Annotated in this window: 16 protein-coding genes; 13 read left to right on the top strand and 3 right to left on the bottom strand. The window is 39.7% G+C overall.

The features are described 5' to 3' along the window. Positions 1–57: 57 nt before the first annotated feature. The 3 genes from DRF67_RS02225 to DRF67_RS02215 are packed head-to-tail and all read left to right on the top strand — an operon-like array spanning position 58 to position 3,839. The gene (locus DRF67_RS02225; protein ID WP_228435715.1) at positions 58–1,104 is read left to right on the top strand and encodes an ABC transporter substrate-binding protein; all 1,047 of its coding nucleotides are present in this window, start codon (positions 58–60) and stop codon (positions 1,102–1,104) included. A gap of 43 nt (positions 1,105–1,147) precedes the next feature. Next, on the top strand, positions 1,148–1,792 hold the full coding sequence (gene mtgA, locus DRF67_RS02220; protein WP_115926190.1) for a monofunctional biosynthetic peptidoglycan transglycosylase: 645 nt from the start codon (positions 1,148–1,150) through the stop codon (positions 1,790–1,792). Positions 1,793–1,805: 13 nt separating this feature from the next. After that, positions 1,806–3,839 carry a recombinase gene (locus DRF67_RS02215; RefSeq protein ID WP_115926189.1) on the top strand — a complete coding sequence of 678 codons (2,034 nt, stop codon included), beginning with the start codon at positions 1,806–1,808 and terminating at the stop codon, positions 3,837–3,839. A 118-nt stretch (positions 3,840–3,957) separates the two neighbouring features. Here DRF67_RS02215 and DRF67_RS02210 read toward each other — a convergent pair whose 3' ends face one another. From DRF67_RS02210 to DRF67_RS02200, 3 genes are all read right to left on the bottom strand, one after another. After that, positions 3,958–4,254 carry a hypothetical protein gene (locus DRF67_RS02210; protein WP_115926188.1) on the bottom strand — a complete coding sequence of 99 codons (297 nt, stop codon included), beginning with the start codon at positions 4,252–4,254 and terminating at the stop codon, positions 3,958–3,960. Between the two features lie 124 nt (positions 4,255–4,378). Further along, on the bottom strand, positions 4,379–5,458 hold the full coding sequence (gene recF, locus DRF67_RS02205) for a DNA replication/repair protein RecF (RefSeq protein WP_115926187.1): 1,080 nt from the start codon (positions 5,456–5,458) through the stop codon (positions 4,379–4,381). Positions 5,459–5,461: 3 nt separating this feature from the next. Then, on the bottom strand, positions 5,462–6,217 hold the full coding sequence (locus tag DRF67_RS02200) for a UbiA prenyltransferase family protein (RefSeq protein ID WP_115926186.1): 756 nt from the start codon (positions 6,215–6,217) through the stop codon (positions 5,462–5,464). 18 nt (positions 6,218–6,235) lie between these two features. Between DRF67_RS02200 and DRF67_RS02195 the strand changes: the two genes are divergently transcribed. From DRF67_RS02195 to DRF67_RS02150, 10 genes are all read left to right on the top strand, one after another. Then, entirely contained in the window at positions 6,236–12,115 is a 5,880-nt protein-coding gene (locus DRF67_RS02195) for an alpha-2-macroglobulin family protein (protein ID WP_115926185.1), read from the top strand. Between the two features lie 41 nt (positions 12,116–12,156). Then, positions 12,157–12,645, top strand: a complete 489-nt coding sequence (eco, locus tag DRF67_RS02190; RefSeq protein WP_115926184.1) for a serine protease inhibitor ecotin — start codon at positions 12,157–12,159, stop codon at positions 12,643–12,645. A 284-nt stretch (positions 12,646–12,929) separates the two neighbouring features. After that, positions 12,930–14,348 carry a TolC family protein gene (locus DRF67_RS02185; protein ID WP_115926183.1) on the top strand — a complete coding sequence of 473 codons (1,419 nt, stop codon included), beginning with the start codon at positions 12,930–12,932 and terminating at the stop codon, positions 14,346–14,348. Between the two features lie 11 nt (positions 14,349–14,359). Further along, positions 14,360–15,316 carry an HlyD family secretion protein gene (locus DRF67_RS02180; protein ID WP_115926308.1) on the top strand — a complete coding sequence of 319 codons (957 nt, stop codon included), beginning with the start codon at positions 14,360–14,362 and terminating at the stop codon, positions 15,314–15,316. Positions 15,317–15,377: 61 nt separating this feature from the next. After that, positions 15,378–16,586 (top strand): ABC transporter permease, encoded by a 1,209-nt coding sequence (locus DRF67_RS02175; protein ID WP_115926182.1) that lies wholly within the window; start codon positions 15,378–15,380, stop codon positions 16,584–16,586. Between the two features lie 280 nt (positions 16,587–16,866). Beyond that, a complete protein-coding gene (locus tag DRF67_RS02170; protein WP_115926181.1) occupies positions 16,867–17,322 on the top strand; it encodes a DUF1569 domain-containing protein in 456 nt (151 codons plus the stop codon). Positions 17,323–17,332: 10 nt separating this feature from the next. Continuing rightward, a complete protein-coding gene (locus DRF67_RS02165; RefSeq protein WP_115926180.1) occupies positions 17,333–17,803 on the top strand; it encodes a hypothetical protein in 471 nt (156 codons plus the stop codon). Positions 17,804–17,888: 85 nt separating this feature from the next. Further along, positions 17,889–18,260 carry a VOC family protein gene (locus DRF67_RS02160; protein WP_115926179.1) on the top strand — a complete coding sequence of 124 codons (372 nt, stop codon included), beginning with the start codon at positions 17,889–17,891 and terminating at the stop codon, positions 18,258–18,260. A 55-nt stretch (positions 18,261–18,315) separates the two neighbouring features. Then, on the top strand, positions 18,316–18,765 hold the full coding sequence (locus DRF67_RS02155) for a VOC family protein (protein WP_115926178.1): 450 nt from the start codon (positions 18,316–18,318) through the stop codon (positions 18,763–18,765). 138 nt (positions 18,766–18,903) lie between these two features. Further along, positions 18,904–19,302, top strand: coding sequence for a DUF1398 domain-containing protein (locus tag DRF67_RS02150; RefSeq protein WP_115926177.1), 399 nt, complete (start codon positions 18,904–18,906; stop codon positions 19,300–19,302). Positions 19,303–19,371: the final 69 nt, after the last annotated feature.

The raw sequence follows: 19,371 nt of genomic DNA, 5'->3' as shown, positions 1-19,371 counted from the left end.
TGTTACCTTGTTGTTTAAAGGTTTGCAAATATAGCACTTTTTTCCGTTCTTTGAAAGATGAAACAGAAAATTTTACTTTTATTCACGGTATTTTCTCTAATTGCCTGTAAAAGAGAAACAAAAATTTCGTCCTCAGATTGGACTCATATTTCCAGCCGGACACAGTTTAAAGAGCATGATGGAAACCTGGAGCTGAAATCTGGAAATTTCACGTATAATTTTCAGCAAAATCAGATCCCGTTTAAGAAAATTATTCTTCTTAATGCGAGCATGGCCGGGTATATTTCGGAATTGAATGCAGAAAATCTGATCATCGGCGTTTCAAGCCCTGAGTATATTTACTCTGAGAAGATTCAGAAGCTATTGAAGGAAGGAAAAATTCAAAATGTAGGAAGTGACCAGAAGTATGATGTTGAAAAAATTATTTCCATGAAACCGGATGCTATTTTTACCAATCACATTGCCAGTTTTGATAATACCTATGAACTTTTAAAAAATAATGGAATTCAGGTGATATTTCTGGATGAGTATATGGAGCAGCAACCTCTGGAGAAAACAGCTTATATAAAGTTATTCGGAGAGTTTTTAGGAAAAGAGAAAGAGGCAGAGGCTAAGTATCTGGAAGTGGAAAAAAACTATAATGATCTGAAGCAGCTGGCACTGACAGGAAAAGATAAGCCTGTGGTTTTAGCAAATGAAATGTATGGAAATATATGGTACCTTCCGGGAGGAAATACTTCTGTTGCCCATTATATTGCAGATGCCAATGCCGCGTATATCATGAAGGATAATAAAGATGAAAAAGCGCTCACCATGAGTTTTGAAGAAGTGTTTGCAAAAACCAATGGCGTACAATACTGGGTGAATGCAGGAAGCTATACCTCTAAAAAAGAAATGCAGAAAGTAAACGCCCTGTACGGAAAGCTGGAAGTCTTCAATAAAGGAAAGATATATACATTATCCGGTAAGGAAAAACAGAGGGCTAATGATTTCTTTGAAAGCGGAGTCGTACGGGCAGATTGGATCCTGAAGGACTATATTAAAATCTTTCACCCGGAGCTTTTACCGGATTATCAGCTTACCTATATGAAAGAATTGCAGTAAATCCGACTATTTGCTTATTTTTGCTTCTCCTTTTTAGAATATTATGTGGAAAAAAATTAAACAGCTTATCTTTATCATTCTCGTTCTGAATGTTGTTTTTATTATCTGGGGCAGGTTTTTCAATCCCCCCATTACAATTACTCAGATAGGAGGGCTTTTTGAATACGGAAAACTTCACCGGGATTATATTTCCTATGACGAAATGGGTAATCAGGTAAAGAAGGCGGTTATTGCTTCAGAAGACCAGAAATTTTTTGATCATAACGGATTCGATTATACGGCGATCGAAAAGGCGATGAAGTATAATGAAAAAGGAAAAAAAATAAGAGGCGGAAGCACGATTTCCCAACAGACCGCTAAAAATGTGTTCCTCTGGCAGGGGAGAAGCTGGATAAGAAAGGGGCTTGAGGCAGTCTATACTTTTATTATTGAAAAGGTATGGAGCAAAGATATTATCCTGGAAAGATACCTGAATTCGATAGAAATGGGGCAGGGTGTATTTGGTGTAGAAGCAGCAGCCCAGTATTATTTTGGAAAATCATCCAAAGATCTGAGCGCTTCCGATGCGGCCTGGATTGCTGCGGTATTGCCCAATCCCAAGAAGTATGATCCCAAAAATCCATCCCCTTATCTGAGAAAGAAACACAATTGGATCATGAGACAGATGAGGAATGTAAGTTTGAAATAGTATCTTTGTCCTAATGAAATTCTTTAATTCCAGCACAAATTTTGAGTCGGTTCTTAAAAGGTACTTTTCTTTTAAGAACGAAACCCTTTCTTTAGAACCCTTTGCAGAGTTTTTAGAGAGCGTAAAAACGGCAGACTTTACTGATGTGCTCAATGTTCTCAGAAGCAATCCGAATTTTGCTGAAAACTTTAAACATTACATTCATAATATTTTTAAAGGAAGACCCTTCAACCTGTCTCTGACCGAAGCCAACATTCTTTCCGAAAATGCCTTCTTTCCGGAGCTTAAAAAAAGGATTCTGAATAAAGTCCTGCCACCCGTGGAAAATGAAAAAACGGTGTGGTACATGATTGATAATGTCAGCCTCAGACCTAAAAAGGACCTGAAATACCTGCATAACCTTCCTGAAAATGAGATTAATGAATTCTTAACCATTTTGGGAGCGTCGGACTTTATCATCAAACCCAATGTGAAGAAAGAATTGATCTTCTCCATGAATATTCTTTCATGGAGGGTTACCGGAATGGCGATGGAAGTAGAGGTGGTAAGAATGGCCCCCCAATACAGAAACCTGGACAACCCGTTTCTGGCCTTGCAGAATGAATTGGAAACATTGGCTGAAGATGTGGTAAAGGACCCTGAGCTGCAGCTTCATTCTAAAGATAGCCGGTATAAGCAGATTAAAATCTATGCTGAACAATGCCAGGAGTTTGTCAATATCGCCTTTAAAAACTCTGCGAAATATGGTATTTCCGGAAAGATCAATCAATCGCTTCTGAAAATCCGCCAGCAGACTGAACGGATCTACGAAATCGTGCAACTCTTAGTAATCGATAGCGAAGAAGATGTTCTTATTAAGTCTAAGCAGTTGGTATTCAATATACTGAGTTATAAATCTCATAAAAATAATATTGCAGACCTGATCAACGACAGTACCAGGCTGATTTCCCACCTTATTACCAATCATACTGCAGAAGCAGGAACCCACTATATTACCTCGACCCGGAAAGAATATATGACCATGTTCTACAAAGCCAGTGGGGGTGGAATCATTGTTGGAGCGCTCTGTGTGCTGAAAATGCTTTACGGATATATCCCGGGAAGTGATTTTTCCCATGCCTTCCTGTATTCTATGAACTACGCGATGGGATTCATCATGATCTACCTGATGGGTTTCACACTGGCAACAAAACAGCCGGCTATGACTGCTGCGACGATGACCAAGGTATTATCCGAAGAAGGAAACAATAAAAGAAATAATACTGAATTTGCCCATCTTGTCTCCAAATTATTCCGAAGCCAGTTTATTGCTTTCGTAGGGAATGTATTGCTGGCTTTTCCGGTGGCGCTTGCCATTATATACGGTCTTGATGTATTTTTCTCACAAAACCTTGCCGTAGACCGGTCGGATAAGCTGCTGAAGGATCTTGATCCCTTTAAGTCCAAAGCAGTTCTGCATGCCAGTATTGCCGGATTCTATCTTTTTATTTCAGGAATTATCTCCGGAAATATTGGTAACAACTCTGTATTTTATCAGATCCCGGAACGAATCGCTAAAAACTTATCAATCAGAAGCTTCTTTGGAAAGAAATTCGCAAAAGGACTGTCAAAATATTATGCTAAAAACTGGCCGGGTATCGTTTCCAATTTCTGGTTTGGAGTTTTTCTGGGTGCTACCGCTCCGGTAGGGCTGTTTTTTGGGCTGGATCTGGATATCAGACACATTACCTTTGCTGCCGGAAACTTTGCATTGGGGCTATACGGGAAAGACTTTTCTGTAGATTCATATACTTTTTGGATGTCCTTTTTCACGGTATTTTTAATAGGTTTCTTTAACTTTCTCGTAAGTTTCAGTTTATCCATGTTCCTTGCGTTCAGATCAAGGAAAATGAATTTTGGCCAGGTAAGTGAAATCTATAAGGAAATTTTCAGATATTTTATGAAGCATCCGCTGAAATTCTTCTTCCCACTACGGTCGGGATTGGATAAAAAGGCAGACGATCTGATGAGCAGTACCATTTCCAACAAATCTGAAGAACAGCATTAATCTGTGCTGAGACAATAAAAACAATAAATGCTGTAGGAATACAGCATTTATTGTTTTTTACCAACAGATTGGATCTTTGCTTCCAAGTCTGTCAAACAGTATTAGTAATGATGTGTGCCTATAAGATCTGGAGATCATGAAACTGATCTTCACCGAATTTATCCTGAAATTTTTTCAGATAGAAACTCTTACGCATTTTAAAATCATGTTTCAGCAACGGCGAAGCAATGGTAATGATCACACATCCATTTTCAATATTTACACTTCTGATCTCATTAAAAAGACTTTCATCCAGGTATTCTTCCAGAAAATCTTTGATGTCAAAGGCGATAAGTTTGTCTTCGAAACCATAGATTCTGGCGAAAGATTTTACCAGTTCAGAGGACTGAAATTCGCGTTTCTTGTTTTTCTTCATGACTAAAGGTTGTGAAAGATATGTTTCGAATTGAAATATCTGCTAATCTACTATTATCCTATTATCTATTAACTCATCCCGTCGTTCGTATTCACGGATAGGGAGCCTGCTTATCAAATCTGCTTTAAATTTCAAAAATAATACTTTCCTCATTAATTTTTTTTACCACACTTTCCGTTCGTTCCCTGTGGGTATCTGTAATGAAAATCTGGCCGAAGTTTTCCCTGTTCACCAGTTCAATCAGCTGAGATACCCGGATGTCATCCAGCTTGTCAAAAATATCATCCAGCAGTAGGATAGGGGTTTTGTTGGTAAGCTCTTTTACAAGACTCATCTGCGCCAGTTTGAGTGAGATCAGAAAAGATTTCTGCTGTCCCTGTGATCCTGTTTTTTTGATCAGGACCCGATCCATCTCAAAAAGAAGATCATCTTTGTGGATTCCTTTCGAAGTATAGGTAAGCATACGGTCTCTTTCCAGACTTTCTTTGAGAAGCTCCTCAAAAGTTTGTTCCAGCAGATGAGATTCGTAGAGAACAGAAACTGCTTCCTTGCCACCGGAAATAATCTGATAGAAATTCTGAACAATAGGGTTCAGCTGCTCTACAAACTCTTTTCTTTTATTAAATATTTTTGTTCCGAACTTTGTCATCGGATCATCATAGATTTCAAGCGAATCTTTGTCCCAGGTTCTGTTTTTAGCGAAGTATTTCAATAACGCATTTCGTTGTTGAATGGTTTTCTGATACTGAATCAGGTCAAAAAGATATTCGGTGTCGGTCTGGGAAATCATGGCATCCAGAAATCTTCGTCTGCTTTCTCCGGAGTCTGAAATCAGGTTAGAGTCATATGGCGAAATCATGACGCTTGGAAGATAACCGATATGGTCTGCCAGCCGTTCATAGCTTTTATCATTTTTTTTGATCACCTTTTTGGCCTCCTTAGGCTGGGAAATTCTGATGATATCTTCGCTGTCTTCATTCTGGATTTCAGCATCAATCGTGAAGAAGTCTTCTTCTCTTTTGATATTGTTGGAATCTGTGTTTCCCAAAAAGCTTTTTCCTACCGATAAATAATGGAGGGCATCCAGAATATTGGTTTTTCCTACACCGTTATTGCCTACGAAACAGTTGATCTGAGGCGAAAATTCAAACTTCTTCTCAGAATGGTTTTTGAAATTGTAAAGGGAAAGCTTCTTGATAATCATTCGTCAAAAATACTCCATTATTAGTAAAAATAAAAAAGGAAGTGCTGAGCAGGTTTCCACCCCGAACGAAAAATAGGCGTCATCTCTTTTATTTTCAGCAAAATAAATGAAAATATAAGTAACAATACTGGTCAGAAAAAAAGATATGGCATACGGCTGATCCAGATAAAAAATGCCAATCATACTGCTGATAAAAACGAGGATGTAGGCAATGTTCTTTGTATTCTGTACTCCGATCAGCATCGGAAATGTTTTTACGGTATCACTTTTCATATCTCTGATATCGAAGGGAAGCACGAGCGCGGTGATAAAGAAAAAGCTGATCAGAAAAATAGGAATACTGAACTCCGGCAGTGTCAGCCAGCAATTGACCAATGCCCATACCAGACCTACGTAGAAAACCTTCAGCAAAGGGATTTTCCGAATGTATACATCAAGAAAAAAGCTGTTGTACAGCAATCCCAGCACTACGATAATAAACCATTTCAAAAGCCGTACTTCATTGTGATTGTAAATAATGAGCAAGGCACAGATGATTCCGGCGACCGCATTTAACACCAGTATTTTGAAAAAATGTTTGGTATACTGGTACTTAGTATAAAGATAACCACTGAAATAAGTGATGAAAATAAGGAGTATGGTAGGGAAACGGAATGTGTTTTGCTCCTTCATAAAAAATACTGCAAAAAGAGTTCCCATTAAAGAGACATAGACCTGACTGTCTATACCATATTTTTTCAGTATTTTTAAAATGTTCATTTATCAAAATTAATATATATGAAAAGATTTTCCAAGTTATTTGTGCTTTTGCTTGTAATGCTGAGCTTTTCAAAGGTCTTCGCACAAAAATATTATGACGACCAATGGAAAAAGATTAAGGAAAATAGCAGTAAAGGAGCTTATAAAACTAATCTTCCCATTATTTTGGAACTACAAAATCACGCCATGAAAGAAAATAATGCACTTCAGCTGATCCGGTCTCTGAAAGCGGAATTCAGTATTGTGAATCAAACCGTTGATGACGATCAGAACGATGCCGCTTCAAAATTCTTCAGAAAACTTCAGGAAACAGAAGGAAAACTGAAGGGTGAAGATCAATTGGTATTTAAGGTTTTACTGAATGGTTTCATCATGGATTATTACAGCCAGAATTCATGGCAGGTGAACGGAAGAACCAATATCAATTCTCAGGATGTTTCACAGATAGAGACCTGGAGTAAGCTTGATTTTAAAAACTATATTACTAAAAATTATCAGGAACTTGATAAGCAGAAGCAGGAAATGAAGAAAATCCCTCTGGACAGATATGCAGATTTGTTTTCAGAGATTAAAGAAATCAGTTATTTTCCATCCCTTTTGGACTGGTATTCGATCAAAAAAGTAAGTTTTTTATCTGATAACGGACTGTTTACCAAAAATGAGCTTACCGAAAACCGCAGTCAGATCAATACCATCATTGATGAACTGATTGCTCAGAACACCGGAAACCCGAAGCTGTATTTCATGAAAGAAAAATTGGTGGAAAACTGCAACTTCAATGCATGTAAAGATAAGCTCGGGCAACTCCAGAATCTTCTGAAATCTGATGTCGAAGGTGATTATAAAGTAGTCATCATGGAGGATATCATGAGTGAGCTGGTGAGTAAAAAGAAAGATAAAGAAGCCCTTGCTGTTGCAGAACAGGCAAAAAACAAATACCCGAAGTCTGTATTTATAGGGAATATTAAAAATAAGGAAAATCAGATCACGAATCCGTCATTGACCATTAAGTATGAGAAACAGACGCAGCCTGATCGGCCTATACATTTTGTCGCAGAATCTAAAAACGCGGCAGAGTTTTCGCTGAATATTTATGAAGTAAAAGAAGATTTCACTTCCTTTGTTCAATTCATGCAGTCTTCCTATGGAAATACCTTTGCAAAGGTAAAAAAGAAGCTGGTAAGGACGGAAACCTTTCAGCTTCCTGATCCTAAAGACTATCAGATGCATAAAACCTCCCTGGAAATCAAACCCCTTCCGTCAGGAATCTATGTGGTACAGTATGTTGTAGCAGGGGCGGAGGCCACCGTAAACCCTCCTGAACAGACTTTCTACTTTCTGGTATCCGGAAACAGAATCATCTACCAGACCAGAATTTACAACAGCTCGCTCTCTGATGAGCTGAAACTGGTAAGCAGTGAAAATGGAAAACCGGCAGCCGGTGAAAATCTTAGTTTTTATGAATTTGTTTCTAATAAAAGCATGACTAAAACTGAGGGCAAGACCAGCGAAAAAGGAACCTTTAAGCTTCCGTCCGGTGCCAATAAACAATACTACAGAACCTTTTTGATTCACCAGCCTAAAACGAATGACTTCCAGATCATGCAGGTCTATGGAAACAATGGCCGTGCTGAAAACTATAACCCCAATAAAGAAGCCCGTACCAAGGCACAGATTTTTACAGACAGAGGGATTTATCGTCCCGGGCAGATCGTCTATTTTAAGGTTATCAATACCCGTCTGAATGCAGAAGTGGAATCCGTACTTTCGGGATTAAAACAAAAAATAACGTTACTGGATGCCAACAATCAGGAAGTAGCTTCACAAAGTTTTACCACCAATGAATTCGGGTCTTTCCACGGTAGTTTTACATTGCCTAAAGGAAAACTAAACGGTGTTTTCAACCTGACGACAGACGGGGATTCGCAGGGGTACAAAAACTTCAGCGTAGAAGAATACAAAAGACCCAAATTCGAGGTTACCTTTGATCCTGTAAAAGATGAATATAAGTATGGCCAGACCATCGAGCTTAAAGGAAAAGCCATGATGTTCTCCGGAGTAGCACTAAGCAATACTACGGTAAACTACGAAATAAAAAAGCATAATATCAGATGGAGGTATTTTGGATGGTATCCACAGGATAATGATAACGAAAATTCAATCCTTGGCGAAGCTAAAACCAATGAAAAAGGAGAATTTGTGATCCTTCTCGACCTGAAAAAAGATGAAAAGCTGGAAGGGATACAAATAGATAATTATGAGATCAACGCGTCAGTGACCGATATCAATGGTGAAACACAATCTGCCAATACGCAGCTGAAAGTAGCCTCGGTGTCCCACTATATTCAGGCTGATGATATTAAAGATGCTTTCAGCAGTGAAACTGTGAAACTGAATGTTGAAACGAAAAATTATAATGAGCAAAAACTTAAAAAATCCTATCAGGTAAAACTGGCAAAACTGGTAACGCCGGAAAGGGTTTTCAGAAGTAACTTCAGATCAGAGATTCAGGATCTTCCTAAATATTCGAAAGAGGAGTTCGTGAGCAAATTTCCACATGATCTTTTTGATAAAAACGATGAGGTCAAAAACTGGAAAACAGAAAAAGTGGTTGTGGAAAGACAACAGGCAGCCGGAGACAGTACCCATCTTGACCTTGGTAAACTGGATGCTGGAGATTATGAATTGGAATTGTTTAATATTGAAGGGAAAGACACCATAAAGTCTGTTCAGTATTTTAGCGTTTGGGATAAAAATGCCCTTAAGCCGGCTCAGAAAAGCTTCCTGACAGTGATTGCGCCTAAAGAAGAATTTTCAAGAGGAAGCAAAGCGAAGGTGTATGTGTATTCCGCAGTGCCTGATGCATTGGTGAATGTATTCGTTCAGGATGGAACGGGCAAAACGATCTCCGAAACCCATCAGCTTAAAAAAGGGATGCTGGAATACACAGCAGATATTCCAAAAGATAAAAATGTATCAGATCTCAATCTTCAGTTCCAGCTGGTTGCTTACAACGATGTGAATACCCAGACGGTTATCCTGAAGATCAAAGATTCGGAAAAACCGCTGAAAATTGAAACCGTAACATTCAGAGATAAACTGGAACCGAATTCAAAAGAAAAATGGACGGTGAAAGTGACTGGAAATGACAAAGAAAAAATAAATGCCGAAGTTCTGGCCAATATGTACGATATGTCTCTCGATCAGTTTGCTGCCAACCAATACAGTTGGGACAGACTTTATGTGCCATTCAAAGTCAGCGTATCTTATGACATCCGCGAGTATCTGCTTCAGAAAAGATACCAGAAAAGGCTGAAATATTTTACTGGACAATATGTAGAAGTGCCACAGTTTAACTGGTTTGATCAGCAGCTTTTCTATGATAGATCGATAAACAGCGGTATGGTTAATCAGGAAGTGGCGATAAGGGGCTATGCATCTCCGCCTGCTCCAATGGCTAAAGCTTCGGTAAGAATGTCAAGAAGGCTTGAAACAGAATCTGGTGTGGACAGTGTAGAGGGAGAAGCTGCTGCTTATGACCAGTCGGCGGGAGCTGCAAAAAAAGAAGAATCTCTGGAAAAAGTTCCGGTACGTCAGAATCTTAATGAAACAGCATTCTTTTACCCTGATCTGAAAACCGACGCTGAAGGAAATGTAAGTTTTGAATTTACCTCTCCGGAAGCTTTAACGAAATGGAAACTGATGTTCCTTGCTCATACCAAAGATGCCAGAGCAGCAACGCTGGAAAAACAGGTTGTGACTCAAAAAGAATTTTCTGTAACACCTAATTATCCAAGATTTTTAAGAGAAGGAGATGAACTGAACTTGCAGTCCAAACTATCCAACCTTACGGATAAAAAACTGAACGGTTCCGCAGAATTGCAGATCCTGGATGCCTTTACCAATGAAAATATTTCATCCCAGTTCGGACTGACGTCTGCAGCGCAGAACTTCAGTTTAAATGAAAATGGAAACGGAGCCTTAACGTGGAAATTAAAAGTTCCCAATACTGTTTCTTCCATCATTCTGAAGGTTGTGGCAAAAGCAGGTGCGTACTCAGATGGAGAACAACAGGCTGTGGCAGTTTTACCCAACAGAATGCTGGTGACCGATGCGGTTCCTGTTTTCGTAAAAGAAGGGGAAACCAAGACCTTTGTTCTTGATAACCTTAAAAATAATACCTCAACCACAGCATCCAATGTTTCCAATACCCTGGAGCTGACGACGAATCCGATATGGGAAATTATGTTTGCCCTGCCAAGTCTGAAAAATGATCAGAACAATTCGGCAGATGTGATCTTCAATAAATGGTTTGCTGATGTGCTGGCTGCGGAAGTTTTCAAGGCCAATCCAAAAATGAAAACCGTTTTCGAAGAATATCAAAATAAAGGACTGCTGAACTCTAATCTTGAGAAAAACCAGGAGCTTAAACAACTTCTTCTGGAAGAAACACCATGGGTTCTGGAAAGTAAGAATGAAGCTGAACAGATGCAGAAGCTCGCCTTGCTTTTTGATGCGAATACCATGAGAAATTCGATCAGCCAGGATTGGGACGAGCTTAGGAAATTACAGAATCCTGACGGAGGGTTCTCATGGTACGCAGGATATCCGAGCTCATACGGAACTTCATTGTACATCCTTAAAAACTTGGGAAAAATAAATGCATGGTTAAAAGACCATGTAGAAGATTATCAGAATTCTGAACAGAAAGAGCTTGTAGCCGGGCTTATCCGGTATGTAGACAATGAAATCGGTAAATATACTGATATGAAAAATCAGAATATCTGGAGCAACTGGGCGATTGACTATCTGGATACCCGAAATTATTGGGAAAAGCAATATCCCTTAAAAGGGAAAGGGGCCACTTTGAAGACCTTGGTAAAACAGAAAGCAAAAACAGCAAAAATTACTGACTTCACCTTCTTCGGACTTCATCGTGCAGCGATGCTGATGAGTGACTACGGTCTGAAAGAGGTTTCCAACAAACTGATGACCTATCTGAAAGAAACTTCTACAGATACTAAAACTCAGGGAGTCTACTGGAAGCAGAATCTGAACGACTGGGGCTGGTTCAGTTCAAAAGTAGTGAATCATGCGGGAGCACTCGAAGCTTTCAATGCCTTGAGACCGAATGATCCTTCCTTTATTGAAGAAATGAAGATCTGGCTCGTGACACAGAAGGAGGTCAACTCATGGGGAAGTTCCAGAGGTACTGCCGAAGTGATCTTTACCCTGTTGAATTCAGGGAAATCATGGACAGGCGCTGAAAGTGATAAAGCTACCATTGTATGGGGAGGAAAAGAACTCGTACCTCAGACCCAGGCTACAGGCTACGTAAAATCAACGGTGAAAACGGATGTGGTAGATAAAAACCTGGGGACCGTTACCGTCACAAAACCTGGTCCCGGAATCGTTCAGGGAGGTTTGTTCTGGCAGTACTATGAAGATCTGGATAAAATAAAATCATCTGAAAACTATATTTCAGTAACGAAGGAATTGTATAAAAAAGTAAAAACAGTAAATGGTGAGGAGCTTCAGAAAATATCAGCTGAAACACCCTTGAAGGTTGGGGATAAAGTAACGGTAAGGATGATCCTGAATACCGACAGAGCTATGGAATTTATTCATATTAAAGATATGCGTGCTGCAGGATTTGAGCCTTTGGATGCCCTTTCCGGATACCAGTGGAAAAATAATTTAGGCTATTATCAGTCTTCAAAAGATGCTTCTACCAATTTCTATATCCAGTACATGCCGAAAGGAAAATATGTATTTGAATATGATGTTGTGGCCAATGCATCCGGAAAATTCTCCAATGGGATTACGACGATGCAGAACTATTATGCTCCACAGATGAATGCCCATACAAAAGGAACAGGTGTTCACATTTTGGAATGATTTTTGGCTAAAGGAATACGTGAAATTTAAAACCAAATAAAATGAAATTTTCAAAAACTTTAATGACAGGATTGATATTAATGGCTGGGGTAAATGCTTTCGCACAAAAGAAAGTAGAAAAGTTTGAAAAACTGGAGATTGATATGTTCCCGAAAGCAAAAGAAGGATCCAAGCAGGTCTATATTCAGCTTCCCGTGGCAAAAAATGAAAACGACTTAAAAGTAGAAGTTTTTGTAGGCATTGAAAAAATGCTGGACTGCAACAAATATTTCCTGATGGGAGAGATGAAAAATCAGGACCTTCAGGGCTGGGGCTACAACTACTATGAAGTGCAATCTAAAGGAGAGACCGGAGGAACGCTGATGGCCTGTCCCGGACAAAAACTGACAAAGAAATTTGTAACCCTTAAGCCGGAGATCATGAGATACAACAGCAAATTACCATTGGTATTTTATGTTCCAAAAGATATGGAAGTTCGTTATAGGGTTTTACGCCCTGATGCTGCGATGAAAACAGCAGTTCAGAAGTAAATAAATCGTACATTTTATGATACCAAAGAACTCCTCACAGTGATGTGGGGAGTTTCTTATTGTATATCGACAAAAGAACTTAAATGTTAAATTGCAATACTACAGAATAAAAAAAATCACCATAAAACAAAGTTTAAATCGAACTTAAACAATTCGGCCTTAACCATGATCAATAGGAGGTTATACTTAAACATACCTTAAACTAAGATTAAATTCACTTACTCGTAGAATTATCTTTAACGATTTTAACATTTTTTGCATTATATTTGTTATAAACATAAACCATGAAAAACAATTTATTGATTTTTACGTTTGGTTTTTTTGCTTTTCCCGCTTTTGGCTGGGCACAGTCTGCGCCGGATTTTAAAGAACTTCTGGATAGCGCAATGGTTCGGGATTCGAATCTCAAAATGCAGGTTACCCAAAACAAACTTACCGACCTCGACGAGCATAAGCTAAAAGATATCTTTCTTCCTACACTGGAAGTGAGTGGTAAGGCTGGTTACCTCAACGGAACAGCAAGACTGACGTCTCCGGAAATAAATCTGGCACCCTTCATCAATATCCCGGAGGGTACTTTTAACAATAACTTCAATGTATCCGGATTTTCCGGAATAGCCAAAGCAGATGCTAAAATGCTCCTGTATTCAGGGGGAAAGGTTAAATATCTCAAAAAAGCTGTTGAAGAAAAAAAGAGATCCGAAGACATCCTGCTGGAAAAAACAAAGGATGAAGTCATTGCCACCATCTCCAGGGCCTATGACCAGCTCGCGCTGATTCATCAGTCGAAAAAAGTCCTTGATGAAAGCACAAAGAGACTTGACATCAACAAAAAAACTGCTGATAAAGCACTGGGATATGGACTGATTACCCCATACGACCATAAGAAGATTGAGCTTGCCCAGGCTACATTACATGCCAAAGTGGTAGAATATGAAGGTAAAAAAGAGCTGCTTCTTACCCAATTGTATATTTTAACGGGGATCAGTCGGGAACGACTGAGAATGATAGATCCTGTATTGTCACCGGTAGAATTGCTGGAAGCAGAGAAAGGAATAGAACAGCGTGCAGAGATCCGTGCTCTTGAACATGGAATCTCCGCAGCAGATTATAAAATAAAAGCCGAAAGAACATGGATGATTCCCAAGGTACAACTGATGGCTTCGGCATACTATATCGGCTTGTACGGAAACCGTATCCGTTCTTCTGAAAATGTAGTTCCTGCTGTTCCGTTACTGGGATATGAAGGAAAGAAACTGGATTGGAGGCCCAATAATATCAATGTCTTTCCATTGATCACTGCCGGGGTAGGATTTAAATGGGAGATTTTTGACGGCAAGGAAGGAAAACATGCTGAGGAGGCGGCTAAGGTAGGAAAAGAAGTTCTCCAGAACCAGAAGGAAGATGCGCTGAAGAAACTAACCCTGAATCTGGCTAATAACCAGACGAATTATGACATTGCCTCGGCCCAGATCACCCTGAAAGCTAAGCAAAAAGAACTGGCAAAAACAGCGCTGGTACAGGCTGAAAAAGAATTCAGATACGGAATGAGTAAATCTTCACAGCTCATTGATGCTGAAAATGATCTTGAAACAGCGGAGCTGGAATATCAGAATGCTGTATTCAACCAGAGAAGAGCGGGAATAGAACTGATGAGGTCTACCCAGGAACTGGATATTACCAAATTTTATTTAATCCCTTAAAAATTAAAATGATGCATAAAAATATATCTGTACTTCTGGCTGCTTTCTTTTTGCTGGCAAGCTGTGAGAAAAAAAATGAAAAGGTGAAAGACCCGGAAGGGAAAACCAAAAAGGATGTTATTTCTTTTGCACCCAAGGTAACCGGAAGGATCTTAAAAATATATGTTTCTGAGGGCCAGACGGTAAAAAAAGGCGATACCCTGGCTCAGCTTGATGTGCCGGAAGTTTCTGCAAAAATAGCACAGGCCCAGGGCGCTGTAAATGCAGCAACGGCTCAGGAGCAGATGGCCAAAAACGGAGCAACCGCAGACCAGATGAGGCAGCTGCAGGCTAAGTATAAAGGACTGAAGGAACAGTATGATTTTGCACAGAAATCATACAGAAGAGCCAATAATATGTTCCGTGACAGCCTGATGTCTCCACAGGCGCATGATGAGGTGTATGCCAAACTTCAGGGGGCCAAAGCACAATATGATGCTGTAGTGGCTGAGCTGGATGATGTGAAGAGGGGAACCCGTTTCGAAAAAGTGGAAATGGCGGCAGGGCAGGCCTCTCAGGCCAAAGGGGCTCTACAGGAAGCCAATGTTGCTTACTCTGAAAGATATATCATCGCTACCAACGATATGGAAATAGAAACCATTAGCCTGAATACCGGAGAACTGGCAACCGCCGGTTTCGCTTTGTTCAACGGCTATATTCCGGAAAGTACCTATTTCAGATTTACCGTTCCTGAAAGCTCTATTTCAAAATATAAAAAAGGGCAGGATGTTACCATGCAGGTGGTCTATAACAAAGAAAACCTGACGGGAACCATCGTATACATCAAGCAGTTGACAAGATATGCTGATATTACCACCGCTTACCCCGATTATCAGCTCCAGGATGCCATCTATGAGATCAAGGTAAAACCTAAAGAGATGGATAAGGCCAAAAGTATTCTGGTGAATGCCAATGTGATCCTGAAATAATATATCGTAAAGCTGGCTGAACCCAAGGTGCCATAGCTCCCTAAAATATAAAAATCAACAGATGAAAGAATTTTTCCGTCTTTTAAAACGTGAGTTTAGACTTTTTATAGGCAATTCTACCCTGAGAACCGTGTTTTTTCTGGCACCGGTTTTTTATGCGACCTTACTGGGATTTGTCTACAAAAGCGGAAAAGTGGAAAATACCCCCGTACTGGTTATCGACAGGGACAATACTCCCTTGTCCAGTCAGCTGACGGAAATGCTGGAAGATAACAAAAGCATAAAAGTCATCAAATACCTGCAGGAGCCCTTAAGCATCAAAGATGAAGTTATCAGGCATGAGGCGGCAGCTGTCGTTATCATTCCTTCAAGATTTGAAGGCGATATGCTCCAGAAGAAATATCCTGAACTGAACGTTTACATCAATACAGGAAATGTACTTACTGCCAACTTTGCTTCCAAAGCTCTTCAGCTTACCATAGGAACGTTCTCTGCCGGAGCTTCAATAAAAGCTCTGCAGAAAGCAGGCATGCCGGCGGCAAAAGCTGCCACCCAATACGAACCTTTCAAAGCCAATTATATCACCCTGTTCAATACCACAGGGAATTATCTTATTTTTATGTGGCCGGCCATGCTGGCCGTCGTATTGCAGCAGGTGATCCTCCTGGCAATGGCCGTAAGTTTTGCCGCTGAGTTTGAACGGGGTTCCTTTGTGAAAGAATACCTGAAAATGAAAAGGTGGGCATTCCCCACCATGCTGATTAAAGTAATTCCGATCTGGGTATTCTCCATTCTTATTGTGGGTATCTACTACTTTATGCATATGATCTTCCGGGTTCCTATGCCGGAAGGGATACTCAACTTTATTCTGCTTACCGCTGTTTTTGTAGGATCGGTTTCGTTTTTGGGCGTATTCATCAGTATCCTTATTCCAGATGCTCTGAAGGCAACACAGATCCTGATGGTGATCGCTTCTCCGGCCTTTATTATCAGTGGTTTCACCTGGCCTCTGAGCGCCATGCCGGGCTTTGTACAGTTTATCGCCAATATCATTCCATTGACCCCTTTTCTGCAGGCCTTCAAAATTCTCCTGATTCAGAAAGGATCTGTAGAGCTCACCATCCCTTACCTGGAACACTTGACGATCCTGTTGGTGGTATATGCTGTTGTTGGGTGGATTGCCCTGAAGATTAAGCTATGGTTTATTTTTAAAAAAGCAGGAGCAGAGACTTTACCAGCTGCTGAGGCTTCTCAGGAAGATATCAGCTGATTGCAGCCTGCATTTGTTTGCATTTTTATGGGTAGATTGATGCTGTCCGTTAATGGGTATCCCTGCCAATTACTGTAGAAGAGTTAAAAAGTGAAAGTCAAGCTGTAATCGGGCAGCAGCATGCTTAAGGATTTTGGGCTTTAAAAACATTTTCTCGATGTTAAGTACACTTATAAACCACTAGCAGGCAGCTGGAAATCATCGTTCCCGTAATTTTTATTTTACCTGTACAATGAAAAGAAAAAACTGATATATTTGTCTCTGGTAAATTAGAAAAAATATGGAAAATGTATTTGACGCAAAAGAGGCTCAAAAATATATTGATAGAATAAATAAGCTCGTAGAAGATACCCATGGATTATGGGGGAAAATGACCGTAGACCAGATGCTCGCACACTGTTGTGTAACCTATGAGATGGTCTATGAGCCGGAAAAACATAAAAAACCGGGCTCCATTGCCAAGTTTATTCTGAAAACTTTCGTAAAACCAAAAGTAGTGGGTGAAAAAGCATATCCACGGGATTCTCCTACTGCACCGCAGTTTCTGGTGACCGGCAGAAAAAACTTTGACGAAGAGAAAATCAGGCTGATTGGCTTTATTCAGAAAACACAGCAATTGGGAGCTGATGCATTTGACGGCAAGGAATCTTTCTCTTTCGGAAAACTGAATGCCCAGCAATGGAACAATATGTTTGCCAAGCACCTGAACCATCATTTAGCACAATTCGGCGTTTAAAACTAACCCCATGAAAAAACTTTTATGTCTCCTCATCCTGGCTGTCCATTTCGTATCAGGACAGATGCCTGATATTTCAAATACCTGGCTGAACAACAGTAAACCGTATACCGGTACCATCGGAAGCAAAGGACAGGAACTGAAGCTTAAGATCAATATTTCTGAACAGAATAAAAAGAATGATCAGGAATACTTTGTGTCCGGATATTCTCTTGTAGACAATAATTATGCAAAGTTTGAAGGAACTATCAATATTGCCAAATACAGGGATACCAAGAAGAAAGGAACCGTGTATGGAGAATATGAGCTGGCAGAAGAGAATAAAGGAAAACATTCGGGGCTTTTTAAAGGGAAATTTATTTACACCTTTAAGTGGAATCGGAAAACAGAAAAGATCGAAGGACAATATATCGAACTGATCGGCGACTGGAAAAGCTACGACGGAAGTCTTGAATTTAAAACACGTCTGAAAAATCAGTAAGACAAGCCATCATCTATTTTGAAAAAAAACTAACTTTTAGGATAGGCCATCAAGCCCATTCTTTATATAATCTCAACAATCACATATGAAACTAGGTGCATTTTCAATCAGCTTAAGTGTAAAAGACCTTCAGAAGTCAAAAGATTTTTACGAAAAACTGGGCTTTACAACAATGGCAGGTGCTACAGAACAGAATTACCTCATTATGAAAAACGGTTCTACGCTTATAGGATTGTTTCAGGCCATGTTTGATGGGAACATGCTTACCTTCAATCCTGGATGGGACGAGAATGCTCAGAACCTTGAAGATTTTGAAGATGTCCGTGACATTCAGAAACGCCTGAAAGAAAGTGGGGTGGAGATTGGAAGAGAAGCAGACGAAAGTACCTCAGGCCCGGAGCATATCTATCTGAAAGATCCTGACGGAAATATGATTTTAATAGATCAGCACAGATAATTCCCGGATACCATACTTAAAAACATATTAAAACTTAACTCATAAAAAAACGATCATGGCATCAGTAAACGTTTATTTAACATTTAATGGAAACTGCAGGGAAGCATTTGATTTCTATAAGTCAGTTTTCGGCGGCGAGTATCCTTATATCGGGACTTTCGGTGAAATGCCTCCGATGGAGGGCCAGGAAACTTCTGAAAAAGACAAAAACAAAATTATGCACGTTACCCTTCCGATTTCAAAAGAAACCGTATTGATGGGAAGTGACACCGGTGGAGAATGGGCTTCCAGCTTTAAGGCAGGAAATAATTTTGCCGTTTCTATCAATGCAGAGTCTAAAGAAGAAGCAGACAAACTGTTCAACGGTCTTTCAGCAGGCGGACAGGTAACCATGCCGATGGCTGATACCTTCTGGGGAGCATATTTCGGGATGTTTACCGATAAATTCGGGATCAACTGGATGGTCAATTATGACGATCCGGCTAAGATGCAGCAGCATCCTTAACCTATACTATTTTAGTATCAGAATATAGTTAGAAATTACCGGCAGTCACTCTGTCGGTTTTTTATTGATTCCTTTTCGAATTTTTATAAATTTGAACCTGATTACGATAATAATTAATAATTAATTAAAAACATACAGATGAAATTCACTATTGATACCATTGCAGCCGAGCATAAAAAAGTAAAAAGCGGCGCAGATTTTCCTGAATACATCCAGGCTGTAAAAGGTCTTGGAGTTTCCCACTATAAAGTATACGTTTCCGATGGCAATACCGAGTATTTTGACCACGAAAATAAATCCGTCAGCAGCGGAAGTAAGTACGGCCCGCTCAATGTTTCTGATGAGGTAAACGCTGAACGTTTTAAAATGCAGTTGAAGCTGCATCAGCTGGGCGGTACAAATTATATGACATTCTGCAAAGATTGTGCTGACAATGGAGTGGCAGGCTGGAAGATGGATCTCAACGCAATGGTATGTACCTATTTTGATCAGGCTGAGAATAATATCCTGGAAGAACAGGTCCCCGGTAGAGCGTAAAATATTTTTGTTATTATTGATTTAAAATATTAATTTTGTTAAAACGATAGATAATAGTAATTGATAAAC

Origin of the sequence: Chryseobacterium pennipullorum (genome assembly GCF_003384725.1) — a bacterium.
Lineage (GTDB): Bacteria > Bacteroidota > Bacteroidia > Flavobacteriales > Weeksellaceae > Chryseobacterium > Chryseobacterium pennipullorum.
This window is presented reverse-complemented; position numbering and strand designations above follow the sequence as displayed.